Origin of the sequence: Olivibacter sp. SDN3 (assembly GCF_014334135.1) — a bacterium.
Taxonomy (GTDB): Bacteria; Bacteroidota; Bacteroidia; order Sphingobacteriales; family Sphingobacteriaceae; genus Olivibacter.
The window spans coordinates 5,762,273-5,788,756 of the sequence record NZ_CP060497.1; the positions used below are offsets into that span (position 1 = coordinate 5,762,273).

Consider the following 26,484-nt stretch of genomic DNA (forward strand, 5'->3'; position numbering starts at 1 on the left):
AGAAAAGAAAGGGAATAGCGGCCTCAAATTAATTTCTTATGTTGTAGAAATATTTGCGATCAATGTGTAGATATTCTGCTTGCTGTTCAAGGGTTAGCCTATTGCTTAGCGTGGGGTAATTTTTATGAAAATATTTGTAGCGGTCAGCAGCTTTTTTCATCCGTAGCATAATCTCTCTTTTTCTACCTTCCAATAAAGTCTCTTCATAAATTTCTAAAAGCATACGGTACATATTGATATTATTGCGGGCAATGGTATCTGCTCGAAGAAGGTTTAGGGAATAACCTCTAGTTTCGGCTAAAACTTCTATGTTTTCGTTCGTTTCAATTCCTGTGAGAAAACCGCTACCCGGAACTATAAAGCCCTGATTGATAATCCATAAACAGTATTCATTCTTGAGGCCTGAAATTACCCCTTTGACCAGACCGTTCGAGATATAGTAAAGATTGGCTGCTGAAATGCCCGTCAGGTTGGATGAGAGTAATAAATTTCTTTTAAAGTTTACTGGTACAAAAAGATCTTCGAGCAAACTAATTGCTTTCATATCGGCTGTTTTGAGAGTTGATAGTTTTGAGCGTAATTCTTCCATAACTTCAATATCTATAATGCTAAGAAAGAATTATTTTATACGTAAAGTGGGTGGTTAGGGTGGTAAAAAATGACCACCCAATTTAATAAGTTCGTTATTGAAGGCTGTTAAAGTGATAAAGTATCAGAATCCGTGCTCTTTGAAGGCGCATTCTCCTTTTCTTCCGAATCTGGTTCTTTAGGTAACGATTGTGTTATCTTAGCCAATTCTGTTCTTACGAGACGTTCTATATCCTCTTTTATGTTCATGTAATTTGCCTGGATATCTTCATTCGTAACCTGCGCCACCATAGGCAGATCTTTGAATCTCGATTCTTCTTCCTTAATTGCCTCATGGTCGTTCTGTATTTCTGCATGGAAGATTTTTTGAGGTATTTTACTATCTGGGGTATCAGAAACTACTCCAACGAACTCACCGGAAGATAGCGTTGCGATCTTGGAAGCAGGGATGGCGAAGTCTAGCTGGGTAGATTTCGATATGGATGTATCACTGCTGTTTATGCTTAAGCTTTCCCGATCCTGAACTATTTTGCCGAAAATCTCGGATAGCTTCTTGGCTGTGTTTCCGGTAACCTGACCACTAATGATATTGCCCACTATACTCGTAATAACGTCGGCCTGTTCCCCACCATAATCTTTCTTTAACTGTTCGTAATTTTGAACCGCCAATGTGGTTGCCACAAAATTGCTTCTAGAAGTAGCCAAAAGTGAGTCTACACCCGTTGAACCTCCAACATAAACTGTTGGAAATTCGTCAAAGATGAGAGAGCATTTTTGCTGTTTCTTTCTATTAACGAGCTTGATCATCCTGTTAATGTACAAAGACAGAACTGCTCCATAGGTCTGTAGCTTTTGGGGATTGTTCCCCATAGCTACGATCTTAGGTTCTTTGGGATTGTTTATATCTAACGTAAAATCGTTACCGCTCAAAACATAGTACATTTTGGGTGATGATAACCTTGCCAACCCAATTTTGGCACTTGCGATCTGTCCTTCAAGTTGCTCTTTTGCTTTCATTTGTAGGGCTGACGTGAAGGGATTAATCAATACCTTAATCTCTTCTTCCGTTTGTAATACCGCAAAAAGCGGGTCATAATCCACTTGCATTAATTCTATTGCATGGGGCAGCGTACAATACCTGCCATTTTCATATTTCCTTAAAAACCATAAAATCGAGGTTAAAAAATTTATTGGACTTTCGACGAAAAAATCGCCAATTTTCGTGGCCCACGTTCTGTTTAATCCTAACATAATGGTACGGCTTGCTTCGGTCGCATCTGTTATGTCTTCCATACTTATGGGATCTAAAGGATTGCAACGGTGGTAGATTGTATCAAAGTCAATTACCCAGAATGTTGGTTTGACGGCATAATTATTATGGTATTGTAAAAGCTTGTTATATGCTATCTTAGTAAGGTCATCAAACTTGAAATCGTAGATGAACATGCTGAAACCTTTCCTGATGTGTTGGTCAATGATGTGCCGGATAACGAAGTAACTTTTTCCTGCTCCCGGAGTACCTGCCACCAACAGCCCCCGAAAAGGATTGATAAAGTTGATCCAACTGTTCCTAAATTTATCCTTCAGACGGTATTTGGCGGGAAGATTAATTGAAAATTCGTTTTCCAAAAATCGCTCTTCTTGAGGAAAGGTTTCGTTGTCGATATTGAAAATATCCTTATTAAGCTTATCTTTTATAAGTCTTGAAAGGTAAGTACCGCCTGTCAGGATTAATAGGTAGCCCGCTGTAGTAATGATGATATAAAGTGCTGCAATAATTTCAACATTGGTTGGGATATAAAAACAAAGGATACTGATAAAATATAGGATCAGTCCGGTAATCAGATAGGCGATAATAGTTCTGATCTCCATTTTCTCATCTTTTTTCCCTTTTATACCAAGTAGGAATATGAAGAGCAGTCCCAATGCTGCGAGCTTGGGTAAAGTAATTCCTGAATACAGTCCTGTTTTTGTAATAACCCCTATGATCCGGTCGGTTATTTCTGCTGTCCATCCCCATTGCTCGAATGCTCTATAGCAAGTGAGATAGAAATGTATCGCTAAAATGAAAATGCTGATGAGCCGTGTAAAATCTACGATTTTACGAAGTCCCTGTATGTCTTCTCCTGTATTCATAAATGTCTTGGCTTGCCTTTACGTTTTCTTTTTTTCTGCTTGAAATGTGGATTAAAGTCCGGGTGTTCAGGGGTAAGTAGTGCTATCAGTAGCTCTTTTGTTGAGGATATTGAGTGTGATGGTGCAGGTGTTTTTTCGGTATTGGAACGGTATTTTTTCTGCTGCGTAAGTTTTAGGTAACCTGTAGCTGTCGAAGGTGATTTCAGATAAGTTCTTATCCTGTCGGAATCGTTTAAAAGTTCCTTGATTGCTTTTGCACTATAGCTCTTGCCAAGACTACTACCGTTAAAAACCGTTTTGCGAAGATGGTCAACGAAGGTAATACCGTAGATAAACCCCTCTCCATTTTCACGGAACACTAAGGCTATTCCTTTTTTTTGAAGTTCTGAAAGTAAGGTTTGTTTGGTAAGCCGTTCGTACTTATTCAGCACCTGATCAATGCGCTTTTTAAGATCGCCCCGATGGACTTTTCTGTTTTCGGCATTCTTCTCAAACTTCTTTTCCAGCCTGCTTAAAATAGGCTTGTCGTAAAAACTGCTTGCCTTAATTGGTACACCGATTTTATTGCCCTGATGATCCAATAACGAGTAGAGCAATCCTTTTTTCCTGAACATTTCGCTATCCTCGTGTCCTCGATCTGCTGTTACATTGAACTGTCTAAGTACTGCGTTAAATTCAGCGAGTGAGGTGAACCTGTAATTGTTCTTTACCTCTGTAACTACATTACTGATCGCTCTTTTGCTTGGAAGATGACCATATTTCACCTTTTCCGGATCGATGGCTTTAATGGATGGATCTACCCTGTATTTTTTACTTTCGGCACGAATCAGTCCGAACGTTTCTTCTATGGCCTTTCTAGCTTGTTCGGATTCTATCTTAGCTATATTGTGAAGATTGATAGGAGTGCCATCCCGTTTGATGTTGACGGTTGCAATATGGAAGTGCTGGTGCGAAACATCGCTGTGTCGGTAGACAAGAAAGGGCTGCTCGCCAAACCCGATACGCTCCATGTAAGCTGCGGCAATCTGCTGCATCTTGGTGTCGTCCAACTTTTCGCTGGCATGGAAGTTCAGAGAAATGTGGAGTGCGTTCGTTTCTACACTGGGTTTGAGACTGGTCAGGTGCTCAAACCGCTGGAGCTTATTGTGGAAATTCAGTTTTCCGATATCAGCGGCAAAGCCGCTGGCCATAATGAGCGTAGCGTTGCCTTCTGACACTTTTTGCTCATTATAATGCAGGATTCCCCGAATGTTTTTTCCTATTATGATCTTTGCAACCATTTTTCAGCAAGCTTTGAAACGACTTCTAACAGGCGATCTATTTTTGGATCTAACTGCTTATAGACATTAGCAGTTTTCAGGGCATGGAAAGCACGTTCTCCATTGCTCTGGCTTATATGGAAGCGGTGGGTCTGTTGGTTAATATTGATGCCTATCGCCTTGATCTCTTTACGGATCAACGCAAGTTCTTCCATTGGGCCGTTCATGGAAATGTCCCTATGCAGGTAAGTGATTCTCCGGTTGGCAAGGATTTTTCTTACCACTTCTGCTATAGACGAACAGTCACTTTCCTTTTGCAGCTTTTCGAGCTTACGAAATGTTTCTGTATTTACCCTGATGATGATATTGTGGTTTAATAGATCATCTGGATAGCGACTTTTTCTCCTGGGCATATCATACACCTAATAGAAGTTCAGACTTTGCGAGTTCCGAGCAAAAGTCATCGGCCTCAAGGACGGCAAAGAGGTTTTTGCATGCAAAAATACATCTTTGCTGCCGACCCTCGTTGGTTGTAACTCACCTGCCCGAACGTAGTCTAAACTCCGGTTATTGAATTACTTTTTTATCCTGATTTTACCTCTGATCTAATTGGGAAACTGCTGATAACTATCGCTAATTTCCTGTTGGGGATGGAGTGGAATAAAAGAGCGTAACAATTGCCTTATTTGTTTTCTTGGATTTTTTGTAGGCTTAATGATCGGTTTCAGATTTTTTGGGAAATCTGGTTTTCTAACTGTCTTACTTTTTGCGTTATTTTTCATGTCTTTGACTTTAATTTCAGTCAAAATTGCTCGGAAGTTTTTGCCCTATTTGACAACTTGTTGGGGAGTGGTTAAAGATTTATGAAAGAGATTTTGAGAATATTTTAAACTATAGCAAATTACTAAAAATTGAACAGAATATGCCTATTATTATAGCTCCCCTATTATTGACTTTCGAAGATATATTTTCCAGAGGCCTGTTATTTCAAGCTGGATTGGCAGGTAGATAGGTACACTAAATAAATTAACAAATATCAGTAAAGTTTAATGGTTGAATTGTGCAATCCGGCACTAAAAAGAATTATTTTTGCATTTGTATTTAATTTTTCAGTTTTGATTAAGGTACTTATCATAGATGACGAAGAAAAACTTCGTAAGTTACTTGCTAAAATAATTAGTTTTGAGGGTTTTGAAGTTTCACAGACATCAGACATTAAATCCGGTCTGAAGCGCCTAGAGCTGTCTGATATCGATATTGTGATTTGTGACGTCAAATTACCTGACGGAAATGGTCTGAATGCCGCCAAAACCATTAAGGAGAAATTTCCGGTAATCGAAATAATACTGCTCACAGCTTACGGAAATATTCCTGACAGTGTACAAGCTATCAAGAACGGGGCCTTTGACTACATTACCAAAGGAGATGACAACAACAAAATTATCCCCCTTCTGTACAAAGCCAGCGAAAAAGTATCACTCAACAAAAGAGTGCAACAGTTGGAAAAACAACTTGGAGATAAGCATTCCTTCTCCAAAATTATAGGAAAATCAAAGGCGATTACAAAAGCTATCGAATTGGCTAAAAAAGTTGCCGATACGGACACTACTGTACTTCTAACAGGGGAAACGGGAACAGGTAAAGAAATTTTTGCTCAGGCGATACATCAGGCCAGTAGTCGAAACAATCAAAATTTCCTGGCTATAAACTGTTCGGCATTCAGCAGGGAGTTATTGGAGAACGAGCTATTCGGACACAAAGCAGGAGCATTTACCGGAGCAATGAAAGATCAGAAAGGTCTTTTTGAAGAGGCGAACAAAGGAACAATTTTCCTGGATGAAATTGGTGAAATGGCCTTAGAACTTCAAGCAAAAATACTACGTGTGCTGGAAATTGGCGAGTTTTTAAAGGTGGGCGACGTGAAGCCAACAAAAGTAAATGTACGCATTATTGCAGCTACCAATAGAAATCTTGAAGAAGAAATAAATGCGGGGCATTTCCGTAGCGACTTATTCTACAGGCTTTCAGTTTTTACTATTGACCTTCCGGCATTAAGGGAAAGGAAAAGTGACATTAAACTTCTAGCTTTTCATTATGCACAGCTGTTTGCTATCAAAACAAACCGTAAGTCTTTTACGTTAACTGATGACTACCTTGCGACATTAGAGAATTGCAGTTGGAAGGGTAATATACGGGAGCTAAAAAACGTCATCGAAAGAAGTGCAATTCTGGCAGACAAGGACACTTTGGATATTGATCTTCTTCCGGCTGACATTCATATCAAATCTCCTACGTCTCCGCTATCGGCTTCGTCCATGGCAAGTGTAGAAAAAATGCATATACAACGGGTGCTTCAACATACCGATGGCAATAAAGCCGAAGCAGCACGTTTGCTCGAAATTGGTATAGCGACACTATACCGTAAGATTGATGAATATAGCATCAAGGTTAAATAATTTCCGTTTATAACTAAAACATTGATTTATAAATGAAAAAGACCGTATTGACCATTACACTGAACCCAGCTGTTGATAAAAGCAGCGCCGTGAAAGGAATAATTGCCGAAAAGAAGCTTCGTTGCGACCCACCAAAATACGAACCGGGAGGAGGAGGAATAAATGTATCCCGAGCGCTGAAACGTTTGGGAACGGCATCGGAAACACTTTTCCTTTACGGGGGAAAGACAGGCCACCTACTGGTAGAGCTGTTAGAACAAGAACAGCTCCATGTAATGCCGCTATCGATCGGTGGCGAGACCAGAGAGAATTTTATTGTAGTAGACACTACAAACAATCAACAATACCGGTTTGGTTTTCCCGGAGATAAGATATCGGTAGAAGAACAACAACACATTATAAGCACCATCCATGAAATAAATGAATTTCCGGAACTTGTGGTCATTAGCGGCAGCCTCCCTCCCGGCGTTGCCCCTTCTTTTTTAAGGAAACTTATCCGCTTATGCAAATCCAAGGGAAGTAAGGTAATTCTGGACAGCTCTGGCGAAGCACTAAAAGAAGGCTTGGCAGAGGGTGTGTTCTTAATAAAGCCCAATATCGGGGAACTGGCCGCCTTCTCAGGAATAGATGAGCTCGATGAAACTTCCGTCGATGAGGCTACACGGAAAATTATTGCTGATGGAAGGACGGAAATGATTGTCGTTTCACTTGGAGCCCAAGGTGCCGTACTATACACTGAAACAGCAAAAATTCAGGTTTCCGCACCGGTGGTAAAAAAGCGCAGTACCGTCGGAGCAGGTGACAGTATGGTTGCAGGTATGGTTGCTATTTTGGCGAATGGTGGTACATCCGCTGATATGCTCCGCATGGGTGTTGCTTGCGGCTCTGCTACAACAATGGCAGAGGGTACCGGATTATTCCAAAAAAAAGATGTTGACCGCCTGTATCAGCAGATACAAAAGATCAACGGTTAGCTGCAAATCTATCTAAATTCCATTGCCTACTCCTTTCTGTTATCAAGCCTACAGACATTTGTATAGATGAGCAAAGGCCTTTTATCCTAAGGCTACATAAGCAGATATCAAATGCTACCTTTTCTTCGGTTTAATAAAAGCACCTGCAAGATAACCTGCATACTCATTTTGAGAAAACCTTCTCATTTTGATAGCGACGTACAACTGTTCAAGTTCACCCAAAAAACAGATAATCAACTCAATATCAAATTATTAAAAACAACTCTGATCAACTGGAACATTGTTTGGCTTAGTCGTCAGTAAAAAAAATAATGCTATGATAAAGAGTAACTTCAAATATGGACCAGCCAGAAGATTAACATCTTTCCCCTCTTGGTTGAAAACTTATCATTTAATACTGTTGCTATTAGCAATTGTAATAGCTTTTGGTGCTTTAATAACACAATTTTACTAACAAAATAATAGAACCAAACAACATGATAACAATATTAATAGTAACTGGCTTAGCCTGTTATGCCCTTTTTTTCAAATCAATTGATTTTTTTGACAATATTTAAAATGAAAACAAAAATTATCCAGAAATGGGTTTCCGGATCCAGAAAACGACTAAACAATATTTCGCAGATCAACGAATCCGAGACCTACTTATCACTTAAAGAAAGCTCTACAAACCTGAAAGGGCATATGGATTTATTACCGATGGAGTTGTGCAAGGGATATATCAAGACTATTCTTGAAAAATTAAAACTCCCCTGTAATAAAAAGCAAAATGTAAACATGTGGTGCCTCTAATAGTAAAAATTATATGACCATATTATTCATCATTGCCATAGGAGTATTCGCGTATATCTGTTATGTACTCCTTAACCCGGAAAAGTTTTGACCTACGGCTCGATCAAAGACAGAAAATGAGAAACAGATTAAAGTTAAATGAATGGTTTGCCATAATTTTTTGGATACTTTTCTTTACTGCGATAATCTACTTAGCTATTATCAAAAATAGCATTATCTAAATCTGGCGAAAGTCATGCCTTACACATTTGCGGAATTCATCTTGCGATGATTAACGCATCAAAAAATTATTTATCAAGAGGATATGAATACAGAAATTTTAGGAATTATATTCATGTATGTCTCGGTGGTTATTCTTGCCATTCCGCTGGGACGATATATTGGCCGAGTTTTTAACCACGAAAAGACTTGGCTTGACAAGCTGATTAATCCGCTGGACAAACTGTTTTTTCGGCTCAGCGGAATCGATGAAACCAAAGAAATGCACTGGAAACAACACCTAACTGCTCTGTTGACGATCAATGCCATTTGGTTTTTGGCATCCATGTTTGTCTTGACAAATATGAGCTGGCTACCACTCAATCCAGATGGTAACCCTTCCATGTCGGCAGACCTGGCATTCAACACTGCCACCAGCTTTGTATCCAACACCAACCTGCAACACTATTCCGGCGAAACAGGGCTGTCCTATATCGGTCAGTTGACACTGATGCTTTGGCAATTTATCAGTGCCGCAACCGGTATTGCCATTTGTGCCGTGGTATTTCATGCGATGAAAGCACGTAACACTTCAACTTTAGGTAATTTCTACAGTTATTTCGTACGCTCCTGTACACGTATACTCCTACCCATAGCCTTCATTGGTACGGTTCTATTAGTATTTAATGGCACTCCAATGACTTTTGAAGGCAAAGTTACCGTCACCACTTTAGAAGGGGTAGAGCAACAAATTAGTAGAGGGCCGGTGGCAGCCTTTATTTCCATCAAACAATTGGGCACTAACGGTGGTGGCTTTTACGGCCCAAATTCTACCAATCCGATGGAAAACCCAAACTACTTTACTAATATAATAGAGACTATTTTCATATTCCTCATTCCCATCGCAATGGTTTTTGCCATGGGTCATTTACTGAAGCGTAGAAAACTAGCTTGGGTAATCTACGGTGTAATGACCGTAGGCGTCTTTTGTTTGCTTGTGCCCACTGTTGCACTGGAAATGCAGGGAAATTCCGACATCGAAGCCCTCGGCATCCAACAGCCATTGGGAAGTATGGAAGGAAAAGAAGTACGATTTGGCCCAGCAGCCTCCGCTTATTGGGCAATAAATACTACAACTACCAGCAATGGTTCCGTAAATGCTATGCATGATAGCCTGACACCACTTTCCGGCATGTTCACCATGTTAGGAATGATGATCAACAGTTTTTATGGTGGTGTTGGTGTCGGATTTTTAAATTTCTATGTATTCATCATTCTGTCGGTATTTATAAGCGGATTGATGGTTGGACGTACACCTGAATTTCTGGGAAAGAAAGTAGAAGCCAAAGAGATGAAAATCGCCATGATTGTCGCGTTACTGCATCCGTTAATGATTTTAGGTGGAACTGCCCTAGCAAGCTATCTGTATGCGGAAAATCCTGAAGCTTATGCAGAATGGCTCAATAATCCCGGATACCATGGCTTCAGTGAAATGCTCTATGAGATGTGTTCTTCCGCCGCAAACAATGGCAGTGGATTTGAAGGTCTGGGAGACGATACACCTTTTTGGAATATACTATGTGGTATAACTATGTTCATATGTAGGTATATACCAATTATTGGGCCGGTCGCAATAGCTGGCTTATTGGCACAAAAGAAGTATATCCCGGAAAGTGCCGGTACGTTGAAGACCGATACCGCCACCTTTGGATTGATGACCTTTGCGATAATTGTGATTGTTGCTGCGTTGGCTTTCTTTCCCGCTTTGACTTTAGGACCTATTGCCGAATATATTTCAATGAAATAAAATTTAAATCAACTTTTGAAATGAAAAATAATATATCACTGTTTCAGCCTGATATGGTGCCACGCGCACTGAAACAATCTTTCGTAAAACTACACCCTAAAATCATGTTCCGTAATCCGGTGATGTTTACCGTTGAGATTGGAACATTCATTATGCTTGCCGTATGTTTATGGACACTGACTTGCGAAACATCACAGGGCACTTTCGGTTATAACTTTACGGTATTCATTATTTTGTTACTCACTCTCCTATTTGCCAATTTTGCGGAGGCTATTGCCGAAGCTAGGGGCAAAGCTCAGGCAGACAGTTTGCGGGAGACCAGAGAGGAAACTCCGGCCAAGCTAGACAATGGCCAGATCATATCATCATCAAACTTAAAAAAAGGTGATATTTTTATATGCGAGGCCGGGGATGTCATTCCCTCCGATGGCGAAATCATTGAAGGCCTGGCTACCATAGATGAAAGTGCCATCACAGGTGAATCGGCGCCTGTCATCCGCGAAGCCGGAGGCGATAAGAGTTCTGTAACCGGAGGCACGAAAGTACTTTCCGACAGAATTGTCGTAAAAGTCAGCACCACTCCCGGAGAAAGTTTTCTGGATAAGATGATTGCTTTGGTAGAAGGTGCGAGTCGTAAAAAAACGCCTAATGAAATTGCATTGACTATATTACTAGCTGGATTCACACTTGTTTTCATTATCGTAACCGTAACCCTTAAACCGTTTGCGGACTATGCAAATGTAAGTATTACCATCGCCTCCTTCATTTCACTTTTTGTCTGTCTGATTCCAACCACAATCGGTGGGCTATTATCGGCCATAGGTATTGCGGGTATGGACAGAGCCTTGAGCGCAAATGTCATCACCAAAAGTGGTAAAGCCGTGGAAACGGCGGGTGATATAGACGTCCTCTTATTGGATAAAACAGGAACGATCACCATCGGAAACCGTAAAGCGACTAATTTTTATCCCGTTAATGGCAATAGCGATGAACAATTGATCAAAGCAGCCGTATTAAGCGCTATAGCTGACGAAACACCTGAAGGTAAATCTATTATAGCGCTATCCAAAGAGTTAAAATCAGTAAAGGTAACATTGGATGAAAACGAGCTTTATTACAAACGAGATCACCAAACACTTAGTTTACCATTATCTCAAGTCAACTTCGTCAATTTTACGGCTGAAACCCGCACTTCGGGCATTGATTATGAAAATGTTAGGATCCGTAAAGGCGCGACTGACTCGATTAAGAATCTTATTGTACAAGCAGGGAACAGCTTTCCCGCGAAAGTTGAAGAAAGCGCTAAGCTTATCTCCCAGAACGGGGGCACACCCTTAGTCGTTACAGAGAACGAAATTGCTTTGGGTGTCATTGAGCTTCAGGACGTTATCAAACCTGGCATACATGAACGATTTGAACGCCTTCGAAAAATGGGTATAAAAACCGTAATGGTCACCGGTGACAATCCGTTAACGGCTAAGTACATTGCGGAAAAAGCAGGTGTTGATGATTTTATAGCTGAAGCAAAGCCCGAAGATAAAATGAATTATATTAAGAAAGAGCAGGCAGAAGGCCGACTAGTGGCTATGATGGGGGACGGTACCAATGATGCTCCCGCCCTCGCTCAGGCAGATGTAGGTGTAGCTATGAACAGCGGCACACAGGCTGCAAAAGAGGCCGGTAATATGGTAGACCTCGACAACGATCCCACCAAATTGATTGAGGTAGTGGAAATCGGAAAGCAACTGCTGATGACCAGGGGCACGTTGACAACCTTCAGTATTGCCAATGATGTCGCGAAATACTTTGCAATCATTCCCGCCTTGTTCATTACAGCTATTCCCGCTTTACAGGGATTGAACGTTATGCATTTACATTCGCCGGAGAGCGCCATATTATCAGCAATTATTTTCAACGCCCTTATCATTCCGGCGTTGATTCCGCTGGCGCTCAGAGGTGTCGCATACAAGCCCATTGGCGCAAGTGCGTTGCTTAGAAGAAACTTATTTATTTACGGTGTTGGCGGGGTGATCGTGCCTTTTATCAGTATCAAATTGATTGATTTAATTATATCAGTATTCTTTTAAAAATTAAGACGAAAATGAAAAAAAATATCATTCCTGCCGTTCGATTAACGCTGGTTTGCTTCGTGTTTTTGTGCGGCGTATACACCACCGCCATCTGGGCAGTGGCACAGTTGGCTCCCGGGCAGGGAGAAGGCCAAACCATTACAGAAAGTGGTAAGACCTACCACGAGAATGTGGGCCAGCGTTTTACTCAGGATAAATACTTCTGGTCCCGTCCATCAGCAGTTGAGTATGATGCTACAGGTTCAGGTGGAAGTAATTTAGGCCCTTCAAACCCTGTGTATCTACAGGAAATCGAAGAACGTATCAAACATTTTCTGAAGCACAACCCAGAAGTGAACAGATCTGAAATCCCCTCCGATCTAGTAACGGCAAGTGGCAGCGGATTAGACCCACATATTTCCATACAGGCAGCCAATGTGCAGGCAAAGCGTATTGCCGGATTAAGGGGCATTACCGAGAGCAATATTCGAAAGCTGATTATTTCCAATACAGAAAAACCATTCTTAGGACTGTTCGGTACAGAAAGGATCAATGTACTGAAATTGAACTTAGCACTCGATAAACTTAATAAAATTGAGATTTGAGCGATGTCACAAATCGGCAAATAACATTAATCAATAAAGAAATGAAATCAATGATAATGCTCTCGGCGGTAATGCTGGGAGCAACAGCTTGTGTATTTGCTCAAAACACAGGAAAGGAACCATTAACAATCAGCGGGTATGCAGAAATGTATTATCAACAGGATTTCAATAATCCGCGATCAAATACAAGACCAGGATTTGTATATAGCCATCACAGAAATAATGAGGTGAACTTGAACCTTGGGTTTATAAAAGCAAATTATCAAACCGAAAAACAGAGAACCAATCTTGCTTTGGCGGTAGGAACATATATGAATTCCAACTACGTCGCCGAAGAGGGGGTTCTGAAAAATATTTTTGAAGCTAATATCGGTGTCAAGTTGTCTAAAAAGCGAGATTTATGGTTAGATGCTGGGGTTATGCCATCGCATATAGGTTTTGAAAGTGCCATAGGGACAGACTGTTTTACTTTAACCCGAAGTGTGCTGGCGGATAACTCACCTTATTTTGAAACCGGGGCTAAGCTGTCTTACCGCACGCAAAACGATAAATGGAATATGGCCGTACTGGTGCTGAATAGCTGGCAGCGTATACAAAGAGTTGAGGGGAACAGCACTCCGGCATTTGGACACCAGTTGACCTTCCGTCCGAGCGACAAGGTAACGTTGAATAGCAGTTCGTTTATCGGTAATGATATGCCGGATGACGAAAGTCGGATGCGTTATTTCCATAATCTTTACGGACAGTTTGAGCTGCACGGCAAATTTGCTCTGATTGCCGGATTTGATATCGGAGCCCAACAAAAGGAAAAAGGTGGCAGCAACTATAATGTCTGGTATACGCCGGTACTGATTATTAAATATTTCCCTACAGAAAAAGTAAACATTGCTGCAAGAGGAGAATATTATAATGATAGAAACGGCGTTATTATAGCTACAGGAACTGAAAATGGTTTCCAGACATTCGGAGCTTCGCTGAATGTGGACTATCAGATCTTGACCAATCTGGTATGGCGTACCGAAGTAAAGCGTCTAAACAGTAAAGACGCTGTTTTTATAAACACAGATGACGTGGCAAAAAAAAGCAATGCCATAGCGATAACATCATTGGCTGTTCATTTCTAACGCCAAAGGGGTACATAGCAACCCCGTCTTTTTATTATTTTATCTTTGTAGGAACCCTCAACCGGTAATTATGAAATCAAATTAAGAATGGCACCTTCTATAATCGCAACGGAAAGGGGTTCAATGGAATTTACCGCACATGGACAAGGAGAGCCTGTTCTGTTTGGCTCGGCTTACGAGGGTCCGCTGAGCGAAATAAAAAAACAATGGAATAAATAGAAAAAAAATGAAAATAGCCATACTAACATTGGGAACAAGAGGCGATGTGCAACCTTATGCTGTACTTGGAAGGGCATTGAAAGAGCGAGGGCATGAAGTCGTTTTATCAACGGCGAAGAACTTTGAAAGCTTTATCGCTTCCTATGGGCTGGATTTTATTCCCGTTGATGCTGACTTTCAGACATTGCTTATTTCGGAAGAAGGGAGTAAGATCAGAAAAAACCCATTCCTTGTCCGAAAGCACCTGAAAAAATTTGTATACCCGATGCTTCAGGACGCATTGGTCAAGTTTTATCATTTGGCCAAGGAAAGCGACAAAGTATTGTTCCATATCAAAACGATGGCGGACAGTTTTGCGGACCAGTTTCCCGGAAAAATGATCAGGACCGATGTCATTCCCGCAGGTCAGCCAACGTCGGCATTTCCCAATCCTGTTTTCAGCGCATTGCCATTTCCTTCTTTTCTAAACAGGTTCACCTTTAAACTGACTGATCTGGGATTGAAAATGTGGATAAGGCCTATTCAGGAGTTTAGAAGGAAGGTAGGACTTGAGGCAGTATTTAAAAAACCAGCTTTGATGTCTCTTTATGGTATAAGCGAATTGTTATTGAACAAGCCCGACGATTTTCCACACAACAGCTTTTTCACCGGCTTTTGGCTGGACGATTCTTCTTCTGAACTACAGCGGGACATTGTTGATTTTATTGCAAACGGTGACCCTCCATTATTGATAACATTTGGAAGTATGCCCTTTGACAATCGACAGGATATCGCCAAACTTATCAATGTTTTGAGTGAGCAACTGAACATCAGAATCATCGTCGTGAAAGGCTGGGGCCTTTCGAGCACAGAAAAACTCAACGGCATCCGGAACATCAAATTAATTGACGCTGCACCCTACGAAAAGTTGTTTCCGTTGGTTAAAGCGGTTGTACATCATGGCGGCATTGGGACAGTTGCGGCCTGTCTCAAAGCAGGGAGGCCGTTTTTGACCTGTCCTGTCCTGCATCCACTTGGCGACCAGTTTTTTTGGGGCAAAATTGCTTACCAAAAGGGTGTGGCACTCTATCCGCTACCTCTCAAAAAACTGACAGAAAAGAAATTAGTAAACCGTATCAAGGAACTCTTGGAGGCAGACAGCCTATATGAAAATGCCCGGATACTTAAACAGGCATTGGAAAAGGAAGACGGGGTCAGAACTGCTATGGAGATAATCGAACGGGAATATCCATCATAAATTTCTGATTAATATGGACGAAAGAAGAAGTGCCGAACATTTTTTAGAGATGATACGGAAATCCCGCAGGGGGAAGTTCAAACTGTACATCGGTATGAGCGCAGGAGTAGGCAAAACATACCGTATGTTGCAGGAAGCCCATTCCCTGTTGAAAAACGGCATTGATATAAAGATTGGTTATATTGAAGCACATCACCGAAAAGAAACACAAGAACTTATAGAGGGCTTGCCTCTTGTTCCCAGAAGGAAACTATTTTATAAAGGAAAAGAACTTGAGGAGCTGGACGTGCAGGCTGTCATCAATTATCAGCCCGAGGTTGTGCTTATTGACGAATTAGCCCATACAAATATAGAAGGAAGCAAAAATGAGAAGCGTTGGCAGGATGTAATGGAAATATTGGATACCGGTATAAACGTCATTAGCGCCGTCAACATACAGCATATTGAAAGCCTAAATGAAGCTATCAAAAACATCACAGGCGTGGAAGTTCGAGAGCGTATTCCCGATAGAGTTGTCGCACAGGCCGACGAAGTGGTTAACATCGATCTTACTGCAGATGAGCTTATCAGCAGATTAAAAGAAGGTAAGATTTATGAAGCATCTAAGATACCGGCCGCTTTAAAGAATTTTTTTAAGAGCGAGCATATCCTGCAATTACGTGAGCTTGCGCTGAAGGAAGTTGCTTCACAGGTAAAGCGCAAGGTAGAAAACGAAGTAATTCATACCCATCCAGTGAGAAACGAGCGTTTTTTAGCTTGTATCGGAAGTAACGAACAGACATCCAGGACCGTTATCCGGAAATCAGCACGGTTAGCCAATTATTACAATAGCAAATGGTACGTGCTATATGTACAAACGCCAAAAGAAAGTGCAGACAAAATAGCTTTGGATAAGCAAAGACATTTAATCAATAACTTCAAACTGGCTACGGAACTGGGCGCCGAAATTATCAAAATAAAGAATAGGAGTATCATTAGGGCCATCATGGAGCAATGTGAAGCGCGGAAAATAACTACTGTTTGCATAGGAAAACCACATCTTACTTTAGCGAAGGTTATATTGGCAACAGACACGTTTCGAACACTTTTAAATAAGCTTTCGAAAGAAAATATTGATCTGGTGATATTAAGTTGAAAACGGAAAGAGAGAAGATAAGACAACGTATTTCAAAAGATAAATCCGGAGTCTTGCCTGAGGAAGCATCGCAAGAGAAAAAGTAAAGCTGATTTTGTTCTAAATCAAAACCATGAGTACTTCCAATTTTGTAATCTGTCAATTTTAATCTTAAAAAAGTGAAAATAAAAACAAAATTAACGTTTGGTGTCGGGTCGCTTTTTTTGATGATACTCTTGCTCGCATTGATCAGTAGCTGGTATATCACCGATCTTAAAAAAGACACGAACAACATTCTTAAAGCGAACTACAATACGCTTCAATATGCAAAAAATATGCTATTGGCTTTGGAAAACGTCGCTACCGATTCTGTAGCGCTCGATACTTTCGAAGAAAATTTAAATAGGCAGCGTCAGAACGTGACCGAAAGAGGAGAAGCGGAAGCTACCGAATTGATCTTTCAGCATTTTTCAGCGTTTAAGTCGCATCCTGAAGATGCGGCTATGACTTCCGGCATCAGAAAGGATATCACAGAATTGATGCGCTTAAACATGGAAGCTATCGAACGAAAGAGCGATATTGCCGACGCCACTGCCCAAAAGGCTATTGTCGTCGTATCCATAAGCGGTACACTCTGTTTTATTATCGCTTTTATTTTGTTGGTAAATCTTCCTGCAAACATCGCGGATCCCATTGCAGAGCTGACCAGCAGCATTAAGGCCATTGCCAACCAGAACTATAAAAAAAGGGTTAACTTCGAGGGTCACAACGAATACGGGGAACTGGCAAAATCGTTTAATACGATGGCAAAGAAGCTTGAAGAATACTCCGAAAGCCGACTAGAAAAAATATTGAAAGCAAAAATGCGCATTGAGGCGTTGATTGATACCATGCACGATCCCGTAATCGGTGTAGACGAACACCGCAAAGTGCTTTTTGCCAATGCGGAAGCGCTTAAGATTACCGGATTGAAAAAGGAAGATTTTGTGGGTAAGCAGATTCAGGATGTGGCTGTTGTCAATGATTTAGTGAGAGACATCATTAAAGACATGATCCACCCCCTGAGTAGTAATTCCACCTCTCATACGCCGATGAAAATATTTGCCGACAATAAAGAAAGCTATTTTGAAAAAGAGGTATTGGAGATCAAGATCATTCCAACCGGCGAAAATAAGGCACAACATATCGGTCAGGTTATTTTGCTTAAGAACATTACCCCTTTCAAAGAGTTGGATCTGGCAAAAACCAATTTTATGGGCACCGTTTCCCATGAGTTCAAAACCCCCATCGCCTCTCTACAAATGGGCATACAGCTGCTGGAAAACGAACAGATCGGCTCGTTGAATGACGAACAGAAAGATCTTATAAGTGGAATGAAAGAAGATACCAAGCGATTGCTAAAGATTACCGGTGAACTATTGAATATTACCCAGGTAGAAAGCGGTTCCATACAGATCAGTGTACTGCCTTCAGCTATTCGTCCGATGATAGACTATGCAGTGAATGCCAATAAGGTTGCGGCCGAGCAAAAGCAGATCAGGTTCGAAATCCAGCAGGATGAAGACGCCTCCATGGTTATGGCAGACAGCGAAAAAACCGCTTGGGTACTCACCAATCTACTATCAAATGCTATCCGGTATTCCTATGAGCATTCCACTATACATATCACTGTTGAAAAGGGCGACAACATCGTAAGGTTTTCAGTAAAAGATAACGGCCAGGGTATACCGACACAATATCTCGGCAAAATATTTGAACGTTACTTCCGTATTCCCGGCACCAAAAAGCAGGGCACAGGCCTAGGGCTCAGTATAAGCAAAGAATTTATCGAAGCACAGGGTGGCGAAATCAGCGTCGTGAGTGAATACGGTACCGGAAGTACTTTTTCTTTTTTCCTACATATGATAAAGGAAAACAGATAAGCCAATTTTTTTAACGTAAGCTTTTTGATGAGATGGGACTTTACTACAGATTGCGAGGATATCGTATATGCCTTAATACAGTAGGGAAGTTTTACCGAAAAATAAATTGAATGTGCTTATGCAAACTTAAAAACCAATGACTTATTAAGGCTAAATCACGAGAAACGAACAATATCTCATACCCCTGCTTTCCCAGGGAGGTACGCGACTTTTTGAGGCCGTAAAAGACAACATCGTCAATGAAGCAAATTTGATAGCTCAACCCCAGACTGTCTAACTCTCAGTGGGGATTATTACAAATTTAAATTTTCGGAATATCCCACAAGACAACGCAATCTCGCTTCAATGATTTTCCTGATGATCTTGACCAGAAAAACATCGAAAAAAGGGAAGGTCAGCCAGGTCTATGGCCCGTTGGCTTGAGTCCTATGAGAATCCTTTTGGATTTCTACTTGTCTTTGGAGCTGGATGCTTTCTTTTGGTCTTCTTTTTGGAAAAACTATCCGATCTATCCATCAGTTCTTGTTTTACAAGCGCGCTTTTACCCGATTTTTTTTGCGGGGTATTTTCTTTGGGTTCTTGGTCTTTCTTGGCCATAATAAATTAAATTCTATTAGTTGGTAAATTCTATTAATTACCGTAAAGATACCATCTACTTCATTGATTTCAAATCATATTGCATTAGAAATCAATTAGAATTAGCGTAAAAATCAGCGCTTTGTTTCCATCAATATCGGGTTAAACTTTGCCAAACCAAGGAAACTTTACCAACAGTCCTATTACCTTCTTTTTGACCTTATTTGAATACACTGGGTCCCTTCATCCTTAACTTACCTTTTGGTTGATCTGCCGTGTAGATCTATAGAGAGGAAACCACCCAGGTGCTGAATCAAAACATTACGATTAAAAATCTGTTCCCAAATATAATATATAGTTCTTTTTTCCAAATAGAAAGGAACGATAAGCGGGTCCGACAAAGAGATCATATAAAATATATGCACCAGGTAAACAGAGTATATGCACTAGGTATACAGATAAAATTAGGGGGAATCTTTAATGGAAAGACAAGTCCGATTGATCATCAAATTGCTTAAGTGTGCCAAAAAAGTAAATGTCGCCCACGGTTGTCCAATAATGCTCGACGGTTATAACAGTGATGACGTGCTCTCAGTAGCCAAATTTCTTGCTCAAAAAGGTTATATTACATTAGAATATGGACATACACTCGTAGAAAAGGAAAATGAATATTACCGAGCAACCGGACCTAGTCTCATCATGGGAATTTCGCAGAAAGGTACGGCATTTTTAGCGAAACTTTTAAAAACGAAAAGGCGCGTGCCAAGCAATAACAGGATCGAAGATTATTTAAAATCCATCGAGGATTAACCATCGCTGTACTGCATGTTGTTTTTTCGGCAAAATACGCTTTAAAAAGCTTTCGTCAATTCTGTGGCGGAGGACTGCTGGCCAAATAAGCTAAGAGAAACATTGCTAACAAAAAAAGTAGTATACCCGCTAAGGCCAACCATGTTCTTCTATTTGTATTATTTTTATTCATAATAATTGAGGTTTTTTAATGGTAAGTCCGGCAGGAGAATCAGGTAAAGCTTTCTGATTTCCGTTTCCGCACGATAATGCCGTCTAAAATTATTTCCCAATTGCAAATGTAGGTATAATTTGTTTTCATCTAATAATAAGAAGCCAGACGTATAGACGGCCGACTTCTTATTAAAAGCTAACAAGATTAAAAGCTAACAAGGATTTTTATTCCGTTTCATCACGGATATGTATATCCCTTTGGGGAAAAGGAATTTCTATTCCCGCGTTGTCAAGTGCGGCTTTGCAATCGATCAATAGCTGCTCATGCATCGTCCAGAAATTTTCGTTTGCAGCGGTAACCCGTACCGACAAATTTATCGCACTATCCCCTAGTTCTGTCACGACTACCTGTGGCGCCGGGTTTTCCATGGCATATTCGTTGTTTTTGATGGTGTCCAGCAGAATCTCTTTTGCCTGTTTAAGGTCTGTATCATAAGAAACACCGATATCAAACCAAGTGCGGCGGGTGCCCATATGTGTAAAATTGGTTATGCCACTATTGGATAAGTTGCCATTGGGTACAACTACCCGCTGATTCTGTGGCGTCGTTAATTTTGTATTAAAGATATCTATTTCCTGCACCGTCCCGGAAACACCGGATTCGGACGTAATAAAATCGCCTACACGAAAAGGCTTCAACAGCAGAATCAATATGCCTCCCGCAAAGTTGGCCAATGATCCCTGCAAAGCCAGACCAATAGCCAAGCCCGCGGCTCCGATAATAGCGACAAAAGCAGAGGTTTGGACGCCCAATTGCGTTACAACTACAATAAAGAGGAGGATATTAAGTACCCAGGTAATGAGATTAATCAGGAATCGCTGCAGTGAAACCTCCATTTGACGTCTTTTAAAGGCCTTTTCAGTTACGCGTCTAATTATCCGTATCAACCATGAGCCTATCAAATAAATCAATAGGGCGGAGACAATCGCCGTCAGTATACGCGGTGCCCAATCCATTGCCGAGGATAAAAATTTATCCCAATGCTGTTGAACTTCTTTGAACTCTAAGTCTTCCATAACAATTGTTTTTAACTTTGTGATAAGAGATTTATTCAAAACTAAAAATTTCTTCCAAAGCATCTATGGGATAAAACAACAACTTACCAACAATCTGTTTCCTGCGCTGATTGTATTTTAGCGATGACAGGAAGCATCCTGAAAAAAACAAATAGCAAAATACCCCCACCGCTTTTATAAATACAGGAGAAAGCCTATGTTTGTGCCATATAAATTGAATGCTCTTGCATGAACCTACTTAAAGACCGACGATTTATTCGAGGGTTAAAGATTGTTGACTCAGGCATACTTTACACCAGTTTGGTATGTTCCCTGTTTATTCTGGCACATATTGGTTATAATTCGGATATAACCGTTTCACTTTTTTTCGATCATGTTATCGTAGGCGTTTTTTATGCCTTCGGCATATTAACGCTGGCAAAAACAATCGTTCGTTTTACTTCCCGATCCGATGACTTTGCCTTTAAATACGCGGAATTGCTGTTATGCATCTATTTTTGTTTTGTTGTTATGGAGCGACTTATTGCTCCCATATCGCCCGATTCCTTTTTCAGGCAGGCAGAGTGGCTTTACATGGGGGTATTCGGCGTGTTTCTGGTAGAGATATCCAAGAGCAGTCTTTTCTTTGATCGGTTCTATTTCAACCCCACACTATTATTCGTCCTGAGCTTTCTCTTTCTGATATTTCTGGGCACAGCTTTACTGCTCCTGCCAAAGATAACCACCGGTCCTCCACTGAGTTTTGTCAATGCATTGTTCATGGCTACCAGTGCCGTATGCATTACAGGACTTTCCGTAGTCGATATATCAACAGATTTCACGCTCTTTGGCCAAACGGTATTGATTGTTCTGGTACAGCTCGGCGGCCTGGGTATTATGACTTTTACCGGTTTTTTCGGTTATTTTTTTTCCGGCGGATTTTCATATAAAAATCAATTGATGTATACTGAACTGCTGAGTGAGAAGAAATTGGGATCCGTGGTAAATACCTTGTTAAAAATTATTTCGGTTACCTTTTTTTTCGAAACGATCGGCGCGGTACTGATTTACATGCATACACGAGAAATATCAGATCAGCTCAACCAGAGCCATTTTTTCTTCGCGGTATTCCATGCGATATCCGCTTTTTGCAATGCCGGATTTTCCACGCTGCCCCAGGGCCTCTATGAGGATGCGGTCCGTTTCAATTACCCCTTAGTGTTCACCATTGCCCTTTTGTTTGTACTGGGCGGACTGGGTTTTGGCATCGTGTTCAATACCTTTACTTTTATCAAACGCTGGACCATCAATATCTTTTGCAGGATATACCATGGCAAACCTTACCTCTATAAAGCCTGGGTCATCAGTTTTAATTCGCGGCTGGTCGCCTGGACAACATTTTTTTTATTAGCTATCGGAACCGTTAGCTGCCTTATACTGGAATATAACAATAGCCTTGCCGAACACGATGGCTTTTTTGGTAAACTGACTACCGCTTTTTTTCTGGGGTCAACCCCGAGATCGGCAGGTTTAAACACAACCGATATTGGCGCGCTGGCTACACCTACTGTCATGATCATCATGCTGCTGATGTGGATCGGCGCATCACCGGCCTCCACCGGGGGTGGTATCAAGACAACCACTTTCGCGGTGGCCATATTGAATATGGTAAGCCTGGTTAAGGGTAAGGATAAAGTGGAGATTTTCCGCAGAGAAATTTCAACTGACTCGCTGCGGAGATCCTCTGCCGTGATCATCCTGTCGCTTATCGGGCTCGGCCTATCTATTTTCGGTCTCTGTTTGACCGATGGGGAGAAAGAAATCAAAAGTATCGCCTTTGAAGCCTTTTCGGCCTATGGCACGGTAGGTCTCAGTCTCGGGATAACTCCCGAAATGAGCAGTGCGGGCAAAGTCGTGTTAGCTATCAGCATGTTTGTGGGCAGGGTCGGTGCACTCACTTTATTGGTCGCGATTGTCAAAGATATAGGATTCAAAAATTACCATTATCCGCAGGAGAAGGTACTGTTCTAACATTAACTGATATAGCAGGGTCTTTGCAGGAAATTTAAAAAAACAGATTTATGAAATATATCGTTTTAGGACTGGGAAACTTCGGTAGAGCATTGAGCATTAGACTGACGGCATTGGGCCATGAGGTTATCGGCGTCGACAACAGCATGTCCAAAGTAGAAAATCTGCGCGAGAAGATCACCCATACCGTGTGCATGGACTGCACCGATCGTGACGCGGTAAGCTCTCTGCCGTTAAGGGACAGTGACGTAGTGATCGTCGCCATCGGCGAGGACGAGGGTGCCTCCCTGCTGGCCACGGCATTAATGAAGCAACTGAACGTCAAACGCATTGTCGGCCGCGTGGTATCTGATCTGCAGAAGACGGTACTGGAGGCCATGCAGATCGACGAGCACATCCATCCCGAAAAGGAATCCGCCGAGAAGCTTGCCATGCGTCTGGACAACACCGATATTATCGACAGCTTTAAAATATCCGATAAGTACAGTATCGTCGAGACCGTCGTTCCTGAAAAATATGTGGGTAAAACTTTACGGGAAGCCGACCTTACCAATCAATATAAAGTAATCGTGCTGACAACCATCAGGCAGCGTATTGAAAAGGTCAATGGCACTACCGAACAGAAAAAAGAAGTTACCGGTATCGCCAAATCATCGACAGTGCTCCATGAGAATGATATTTTGGTCCTTTTCGGAGAGCTAAACAATATCAACAAACTTATCAAATAACCCATGCGAGCTTATTGATTGTTGATCGCCACGCTATCAGCAGATTTGAAAACAACATCGAAATGACAGCTGTTGAACAGGTAAAAGTGGTATCTAAAACATCATTTCCAATGATTATCCGTTAAAAAACGTTCAAAAAAAGTTTTTTTTATTATTGCACAAACCAAGATCTACAGAAATCAACAGCTTTACCGACACAAATAGACAGTTTTTTGGCTCTTCTATTTTATTTTTCTATTATTGGGCGTTTAAAACTGGACACCCAAACCATTATCGTTCATATTTTTATCAAAAACCATATGGAAAACGCCATAAACTACTTAAATGACCTTGTTTGGAGCAACGCGCTGATCGTACTTTGCCTAGGCGCGGGCATCTATTTTTCAATTGTGACCAAACTGGTCCAGGTAAGGAAGATCGGCGAAATGCTACGATTACTTTTTGGTGGAAAATCTTCGAAAAAGGGTGTCAGTTCTTTTCAGGCTTTTTCCATTGCCATATCCGGAAGGGTCGGCACGGGGAACATCGCGGGGGTAGCCACCGCCATCGCCATGGGCGGACCTGGGGCTGTATTCTGGATGTGGGCCATTGCCTTTCTCGGCGCTTCGTCCGCTTTTGTGGAAGCCACGCTCGGCCAGATCTACAAAAGCGAAATCGACGGACAATATCGTGGTGGACCTGCCTATTACATCGAGAAAGGTTTAAGGATGAAATGGTATGCCGTATTATTTGCCATAGCAACTATTCTCAGCACGGCGATTTTTCTTCCGGGCGTACAGAGCAACAGCATCGTTTCCAGCAGCTATAATGCCTTTGACATACCGGTACATATCTCAGGCGCTATTGTAACCATCTTACTAGGTCTGATCATTTTTGGAGGGGTGAAAAGAATAGGTAAAGTGGCCGAATATGTGGTACCGTTTATGGCGGGGGCATATATACTGATGGCGATATTGATCATATCGTTCCACCTTTCGGAAATACCCACTGTATTGAGCTTGATATTCCGTTCGGCATTTGGCCTGGAACCGATATACAGCGGAATCTTTGGATCGGCGATAGCTTGGGGGGTGAAGCGAGGCATCTACTCGAACGAGGCTGGACAAGGAACGGCTCCACATGCGGCCGCCGCCGCGGAGGTCAAACATCCTGCTGCCCAGGGATTGGTACAGGGATTTTCCGTATATGTAGATACGCTTTTCGTCTGTACAGCCACAGCATTCATGATATTATTCACCGGACAGTACAATGTCGAACACCCCACGGGCGGGTTTATTACGGAACACCTGCCCGGCATCGAGGACGGACCGGCATTTACGCAGCATGCCGTAAGCACGCACTTCCAGGGCATCGGCTCCGGGTTTGTAGCCGTCTCGCTATTGTTTTTTGCCTTTACCACCATCATGGCTTACTACTATATCGCGGAGACCAACCTGAGCTACCTCGTTGGAAGTCGCAAGGGAAAATGGGTCCTTTACACCTTAAGGGCCTTGTTTTTGTTCTCCACTTTTTACGGTTCCATCAAAACGGCAAAGCTTGCCTGGGCATTGGGAGATATCGGAGTGGGCATGATGGCATGGCTCAATATCATCGCCATTCTCCTTTTACACAGGCCTGCTATCAGGGCATTGAAAGATTATGAGGAGCAGCGGAAAGTTGTCAAAGATCCGGCTTTTTCGCCGAAGAAACTCGACATAAAACATGCTGATCTGTGGGACGAAGCAAGTGACTACGCCTATTAACTTAAAACCAAATAAAAACCATGTTATCGCATCTTTCGGTCCTAATCAAATCAGCAACTTTTCGATGGCATAGTGAAAAAGGATTAAATCGGCCAATGCGGTGTAGCCATATTCAAGCAAGCTGTTCGAATCCAATCCGGATTTCGATGTAGTTGAGATAAAAGATCTGCTGGAATAAATTCTCCGAATAATGTAGCATGCACATTCTTCAAACAAAATGACCAAGGTTTGCTTCTATATAAAAGACCAAATAAAAATTTATTGATCAAAATGATGGAAAAGAAAACTTACCAGGGGAAAAGTCAAGAGCAAAAACCACTTTTTAAACAATTGCGTGGGCAGGTACTTCCCATTCGCGAAGGAGACTCCGCCGGAAAGCGTATGGCAAAAAATATTGGTTTTGTCCTTTTCTGTATATTTTTTCTGGCCCTCACCGCAGCTCTTGGGGCCGCCGCCGTTGTTGCCGCCTAGCATGCGTACACTATTAAACCCTTTATTTTTAATAGGCTGCCTCTTCTGGCCTACCGTCCACGTGTTACGGGGAGCTGAAAAACTCCCGGTATTTATCAACAGTTACCTTACAGACGTGTTCGCCATACCGGTCATCGGAACATTGGTGTTGACCTTTATGCGCGTCTTTGTCACGTGCGATAAATACTATGTCTTTCCGGTTACTTATGTGTTTTTCATGGTGGCTTATACGGGACTGATCTTTGAAGGGATATTACCCCTGTTCTCCGAAAGATACACCGCCGATCTTTTTGATATACTGGCATATATCATGGGCGGATGTTTATTTCACCTTTTCATTAATAAACCATTCAAAAAGGTAATGTCATCTGACGATAAACCCTTTTATTAATACACTCCAATGCGGTATTTTACCTA

The 26,484-nt window shown here is 41.6% G+C and carries 24 protein-coding genes; 18 read left to right on the forward strand and 6 right to left on the reverse strand.

The genetic code is table 11. The features are described from left to right. Window positions 1–28 precede the first annotated feature (28 nt). The 5 genes from H8S90_RS24300 to H8S90_RS24320 form a co-directional block, all read right to left on the reverse strand. The gene (locus H8S90_RS24300; protein WP_187340349.1) at window positions 29–589 is read right to left on the reverse strand and encodes a hypothetical protein; all 561 of its coding nucleotides are present in this window, start codon (window positions 587–589) and stop codon (window positions 29–31) included. 107 nt (window positions 590–696) lie between these two features. Then, window positions 697–2,724 carry a conjugal transfer protein MobC gene (gene mobC / locus H8S90_RS24305; protein ID WP_187340350.1) on the reverse strand — a complete coding sequence of 676 codons (2,028 nt, stop codon included), beginning with the start codon at window positions 2,722–2,724 and terminating at the stop codon, window positions 697–699. After that, window positions 2,721–4,004, reverse strand: coding sequence for a relaxase/mobilization nuclease domain-containing protein (locus tag H8S90_RS24310; RefSeq protein WP_187340351.1), 1,284 nt, complete (start codon window positions 4,002–4,004; stop codon window positions 2,721–2,723). Before H8S90_RS24310 ends, mobC begins: the two co-directional genes overlap by 4 nt. Further along, window positions 3,986–4,396, reverse strand: a complete 411-nt coding sequence (locus tag H8S90_RS24315; protein ID WP_187340352.1) for a mobilization protein — start codon at window positions 4,394–4,396, stop codon at window positions 3,986–3,988. Before H8S90_RS24315 ends, H8S90_RS24310 begins: the two co-directional genes overlap by 19 nt. A gap of 192 nt (window positions 4,397–4,588) precedes the next feature. After that, window positions 4,589–4,765, reverse strand: a complete 177-nt coding sequence (locus H8S90_RS24320; protein WP_187340353.1) for a hypothetical protein — start codon at window positions 4,763–4,765, stop codon at window positions 4,589–4,591. A 333-nt stretch (window positions 4,766–5,098) separates the two neighbouring features. Here H8S90_RS24320 and H8S90_RS24325 point away from each other — a divergent pair, with 333 nt between their 5' ends. The 13 genes from H8S90_RS24325 (at window position 5,099) to H8S90_RS24380 (ending at window position 19,886) form a co-directional block, all read left to right on the forward strand. Next, the gene (locus H8S90_RS24325) at window positions 5,099–6,439 is read left to right on the forward strand and encodes a sigma-54 dependent transcriptional regulator (RefSeq protein WP_187340354.1); all 1,341 of its coding nucleotides are present in this window, start codon (window positions 5,099–5,101) and stop codon (window positions 6,437–6,439) included. Window positions 6,440–6,471: 32 nt separating this feature from the next. Continuing rightward, entirely contained in the window at window positions 6,472–7,413 is a 942-nt protein-coding gene (locus tag H8S90_RS24330; protein ID WP_187340355.1) for a 1-phosphofructokinase family hexose kinase, read from the forward strand. A gap of 558 nt (window positions 7,414–7,971) precedes the next feature. Then, window positions 7,972–8,205, forward strand: coding sequence for a hypothetical protein (locus H8S90_RS24335; protein ID WP_187340356.1), 234 nt, complete (start codon window positions 7,972–7,974; stop codon window positions 8,203–8,205). 13 nt (window positions 8,206–8,218) lie between these two features. Continuing rightward, window positions 8,219–8,296, forward strand: a complete 78-nt coding sequence (kdpF, locus tag H8S90_RS26520) for a K(+)-transporting ATPase subunit F (RefSeq protein WP_187343176.1) — start codon at window positions 8,219–8,221, stop codon at window positions 8,294–8,296. 213 nt (window positions 8,297–8,509) lie between these two features. Then, window positions 8,510–10,210, forward strand: a complete 1,701-nt coding sequence (gene kdpA / locus H8S90_RS24345) for a potassium-transporting ATPase subunit KdpA (protein WP_187340357.1) — start codon at window positions 8,510–8,512, stop codon at window positions 10,208–10,210. A 20-nt stretch (window positions 10,211–10,230) separates the two neighbouring features. Beyond that, window positions 10,231–12,297, forward strand: coding sequence for a potassium-transporting ATPase subunit KdpB (gene kdpB, locus H8S90_RS24350; RefSeq protein WP_187340358.1), 2,067 nt, complete (start codon window positions 10,231–10,233; stop codon window positions 12,295–12,297). Between the two features lie 14 nt (window positions 12,298–12,311). Continuing rightward, window positions 12,312–12,884 carry a K(+)-transporting ATPase subunit C gene (locus H8S90_RS24355; protein ID WP_187340359.1) on the forward strand — a complete coding sequence of 191 codons (573 nt, stop codon included), beginning with the start codon at window positions 12,312–12,314 and terminating at the stop codon, window positions 12,882–12,884. 41 nt (window positions 12,885–12,925) lie between these two features. Beyond that, window positions 12,926–14,008: a porin gene (locus H8S90_RS24360; RefSeq protein WP_187340360.1), complete on the forward strand. Its 1,083-nt coding sequence runs from the start codon at window positions 12,926–12,928 to the stop codon at window positions 14,006–14,008. 87 nt (window positions 14,009–14,095) lie between these two features. Continuing rightward, window positions 14,096–14,227 (forward strand): hypothetical protein, encoded by a 132-nt coding sequence (locus H8S90_RS26305; RefSeq protein ID WP_255501725.1) that lies wholly within the window; start codon window positions 14,096–14,098, stop codon window positions 14,225–14,227. Between the two features lie 7 nt (window positions 14,228–14,234). Beyond that, window positions 14,235–15,464: a glycosyltransferase gene (locus tag H8S90_RS24365; protein ID WP_187340361.1), complete on the forward strand. Its 1,230-nt coding sequence runs from the start codon at window positions 14,235–14,237 to the stop codon at window positions 15,462–15,464. A gap of 13 nt (window positions 15,465–15,477) precedes the next feature. Continuing rightward, window positions 15,478–16,599 (forward strand): sensor protein KdpD, encoded by a 1,122-nt coding sequence (locus H8S90_RS24370; protein ID WP_187340362.1) that lies wholly within the window; start codon window positions 15,478–15,480, stop codon window positions 16,597–16,599. A gap of 158 nt (window positions 16,600–16,757) precedes the next feature. Then, complete coding sequence (locus tag H8S90_RS24375; RefSeq protein ID WP_187340363.1) at window positions 16,758–18,500, forward strand: ATP-binding protein; 1,743 nt, start codon at window positions 16,758–16,760, stop codon at window positions 18,498–18,500. Between the two features lie 1,056 nt (window positions 18,501–19,556). After that, the gene (locus H8S90_RS24380; RefSeq protein WP_187340364.1) at window positions 19,557–19,886 is read left to right on the forward strand and encodes a hypothetical protein; all 330 of its coding nucleotides are present in this window, start codon (window positions 19,557–19,559) and stop codon (window positions 19,884–19,886) included. 378 nt (window positions 19,887–20,264) lie between these two features. Here the strand turns inward: H8S90_RS24380 and H8S90_RS24385 are convergent, their stop codons facing one another. After that, window positions 20,265–21,116 (reverse strand): mechanosensitive ion channel family protein, encoded by an 852-nt coding sequence (locus tag H8S90_RS24385; protein ID WP_187340365.1) that lies wholly within the window; start codon window positions 21,114–21,116, stop codon window positions 20,265–20,267. Between the two features lie 228 nt (window positions 21,117–21,344). On the opposite strand from H8S90_RS24385, the gene H8S90_RS24390 reads away from it, so the two are divergent. The 5 genes from H8S90_RS24390 (at window position 21,345) to H8S90_RS24410 (ending at window position 26,458) form a co-directional block, all read left to right on the forward strand. Then, complete coding sequence (locus tag H8S90_RS24390) at window positions 21,345–23,126, forward strand: TrkH family potassium uptake protein (protein WP_187340366.1); 1,782 nt, start codon at window positions 21,345–21,347, stop codon at window positions 23,124–23,126. A 50-nt stretch (window positions 23,127–23,176) separates the two neighbouring features. Continuing rightward, window positions 23,177–23,854, forward strand: coding sequence for a TrkA family potassium uptake protein (locus tag H8S90_RS24395; RefSeq protein WP_187340367.1), 678 nt, complete (start codon window positions 23,177–23,179; stop codon window positions 23,852–23,854). A 299-nt stretch (window positions 23,855–24,153) separates the two neighbouring features. Continuing rightward, window positions 24,154–25,596 carry a sodium:alanine symporter family protein gene (locus tag H8S90_RS24400; RefSeq protein WP_187340368.1) on the forward strand — a complete coding sequence of 481 codons (1,443 nt, stop codon included), beginning with the start codon at window positions 24,154–24,156 and terminating at the stop codon, window positions 25,594–25,596. Between the two features lie 270 nt (window positions 25,597–25,866). Next, the gene (locus H8S90_RS24405) at window positions 25,867–26,067 is read left to right on the forward strand and encodes a hypothetical protein (RefSeq protein WP_187340369.1); all 201 of its coding nucleotides are present in this window, start codon (window positions 25,867–25,869) and stop codon (window positions 26,065–26,067) included. Window position 26,068: 1 nt separating this feature from the next. Beyond that, a complete protein-coding gene (locus H8S90_RS24410) occupies window positions 26,069–26,458 on the forward strand; it encodes a hypothetical protein (protein WP_187340370.1) in 390 nt (129 codons plus the stop codon). The last annotated feature ends 26 nt before the right edge of the window (window positions 26,459–26,484 follow it).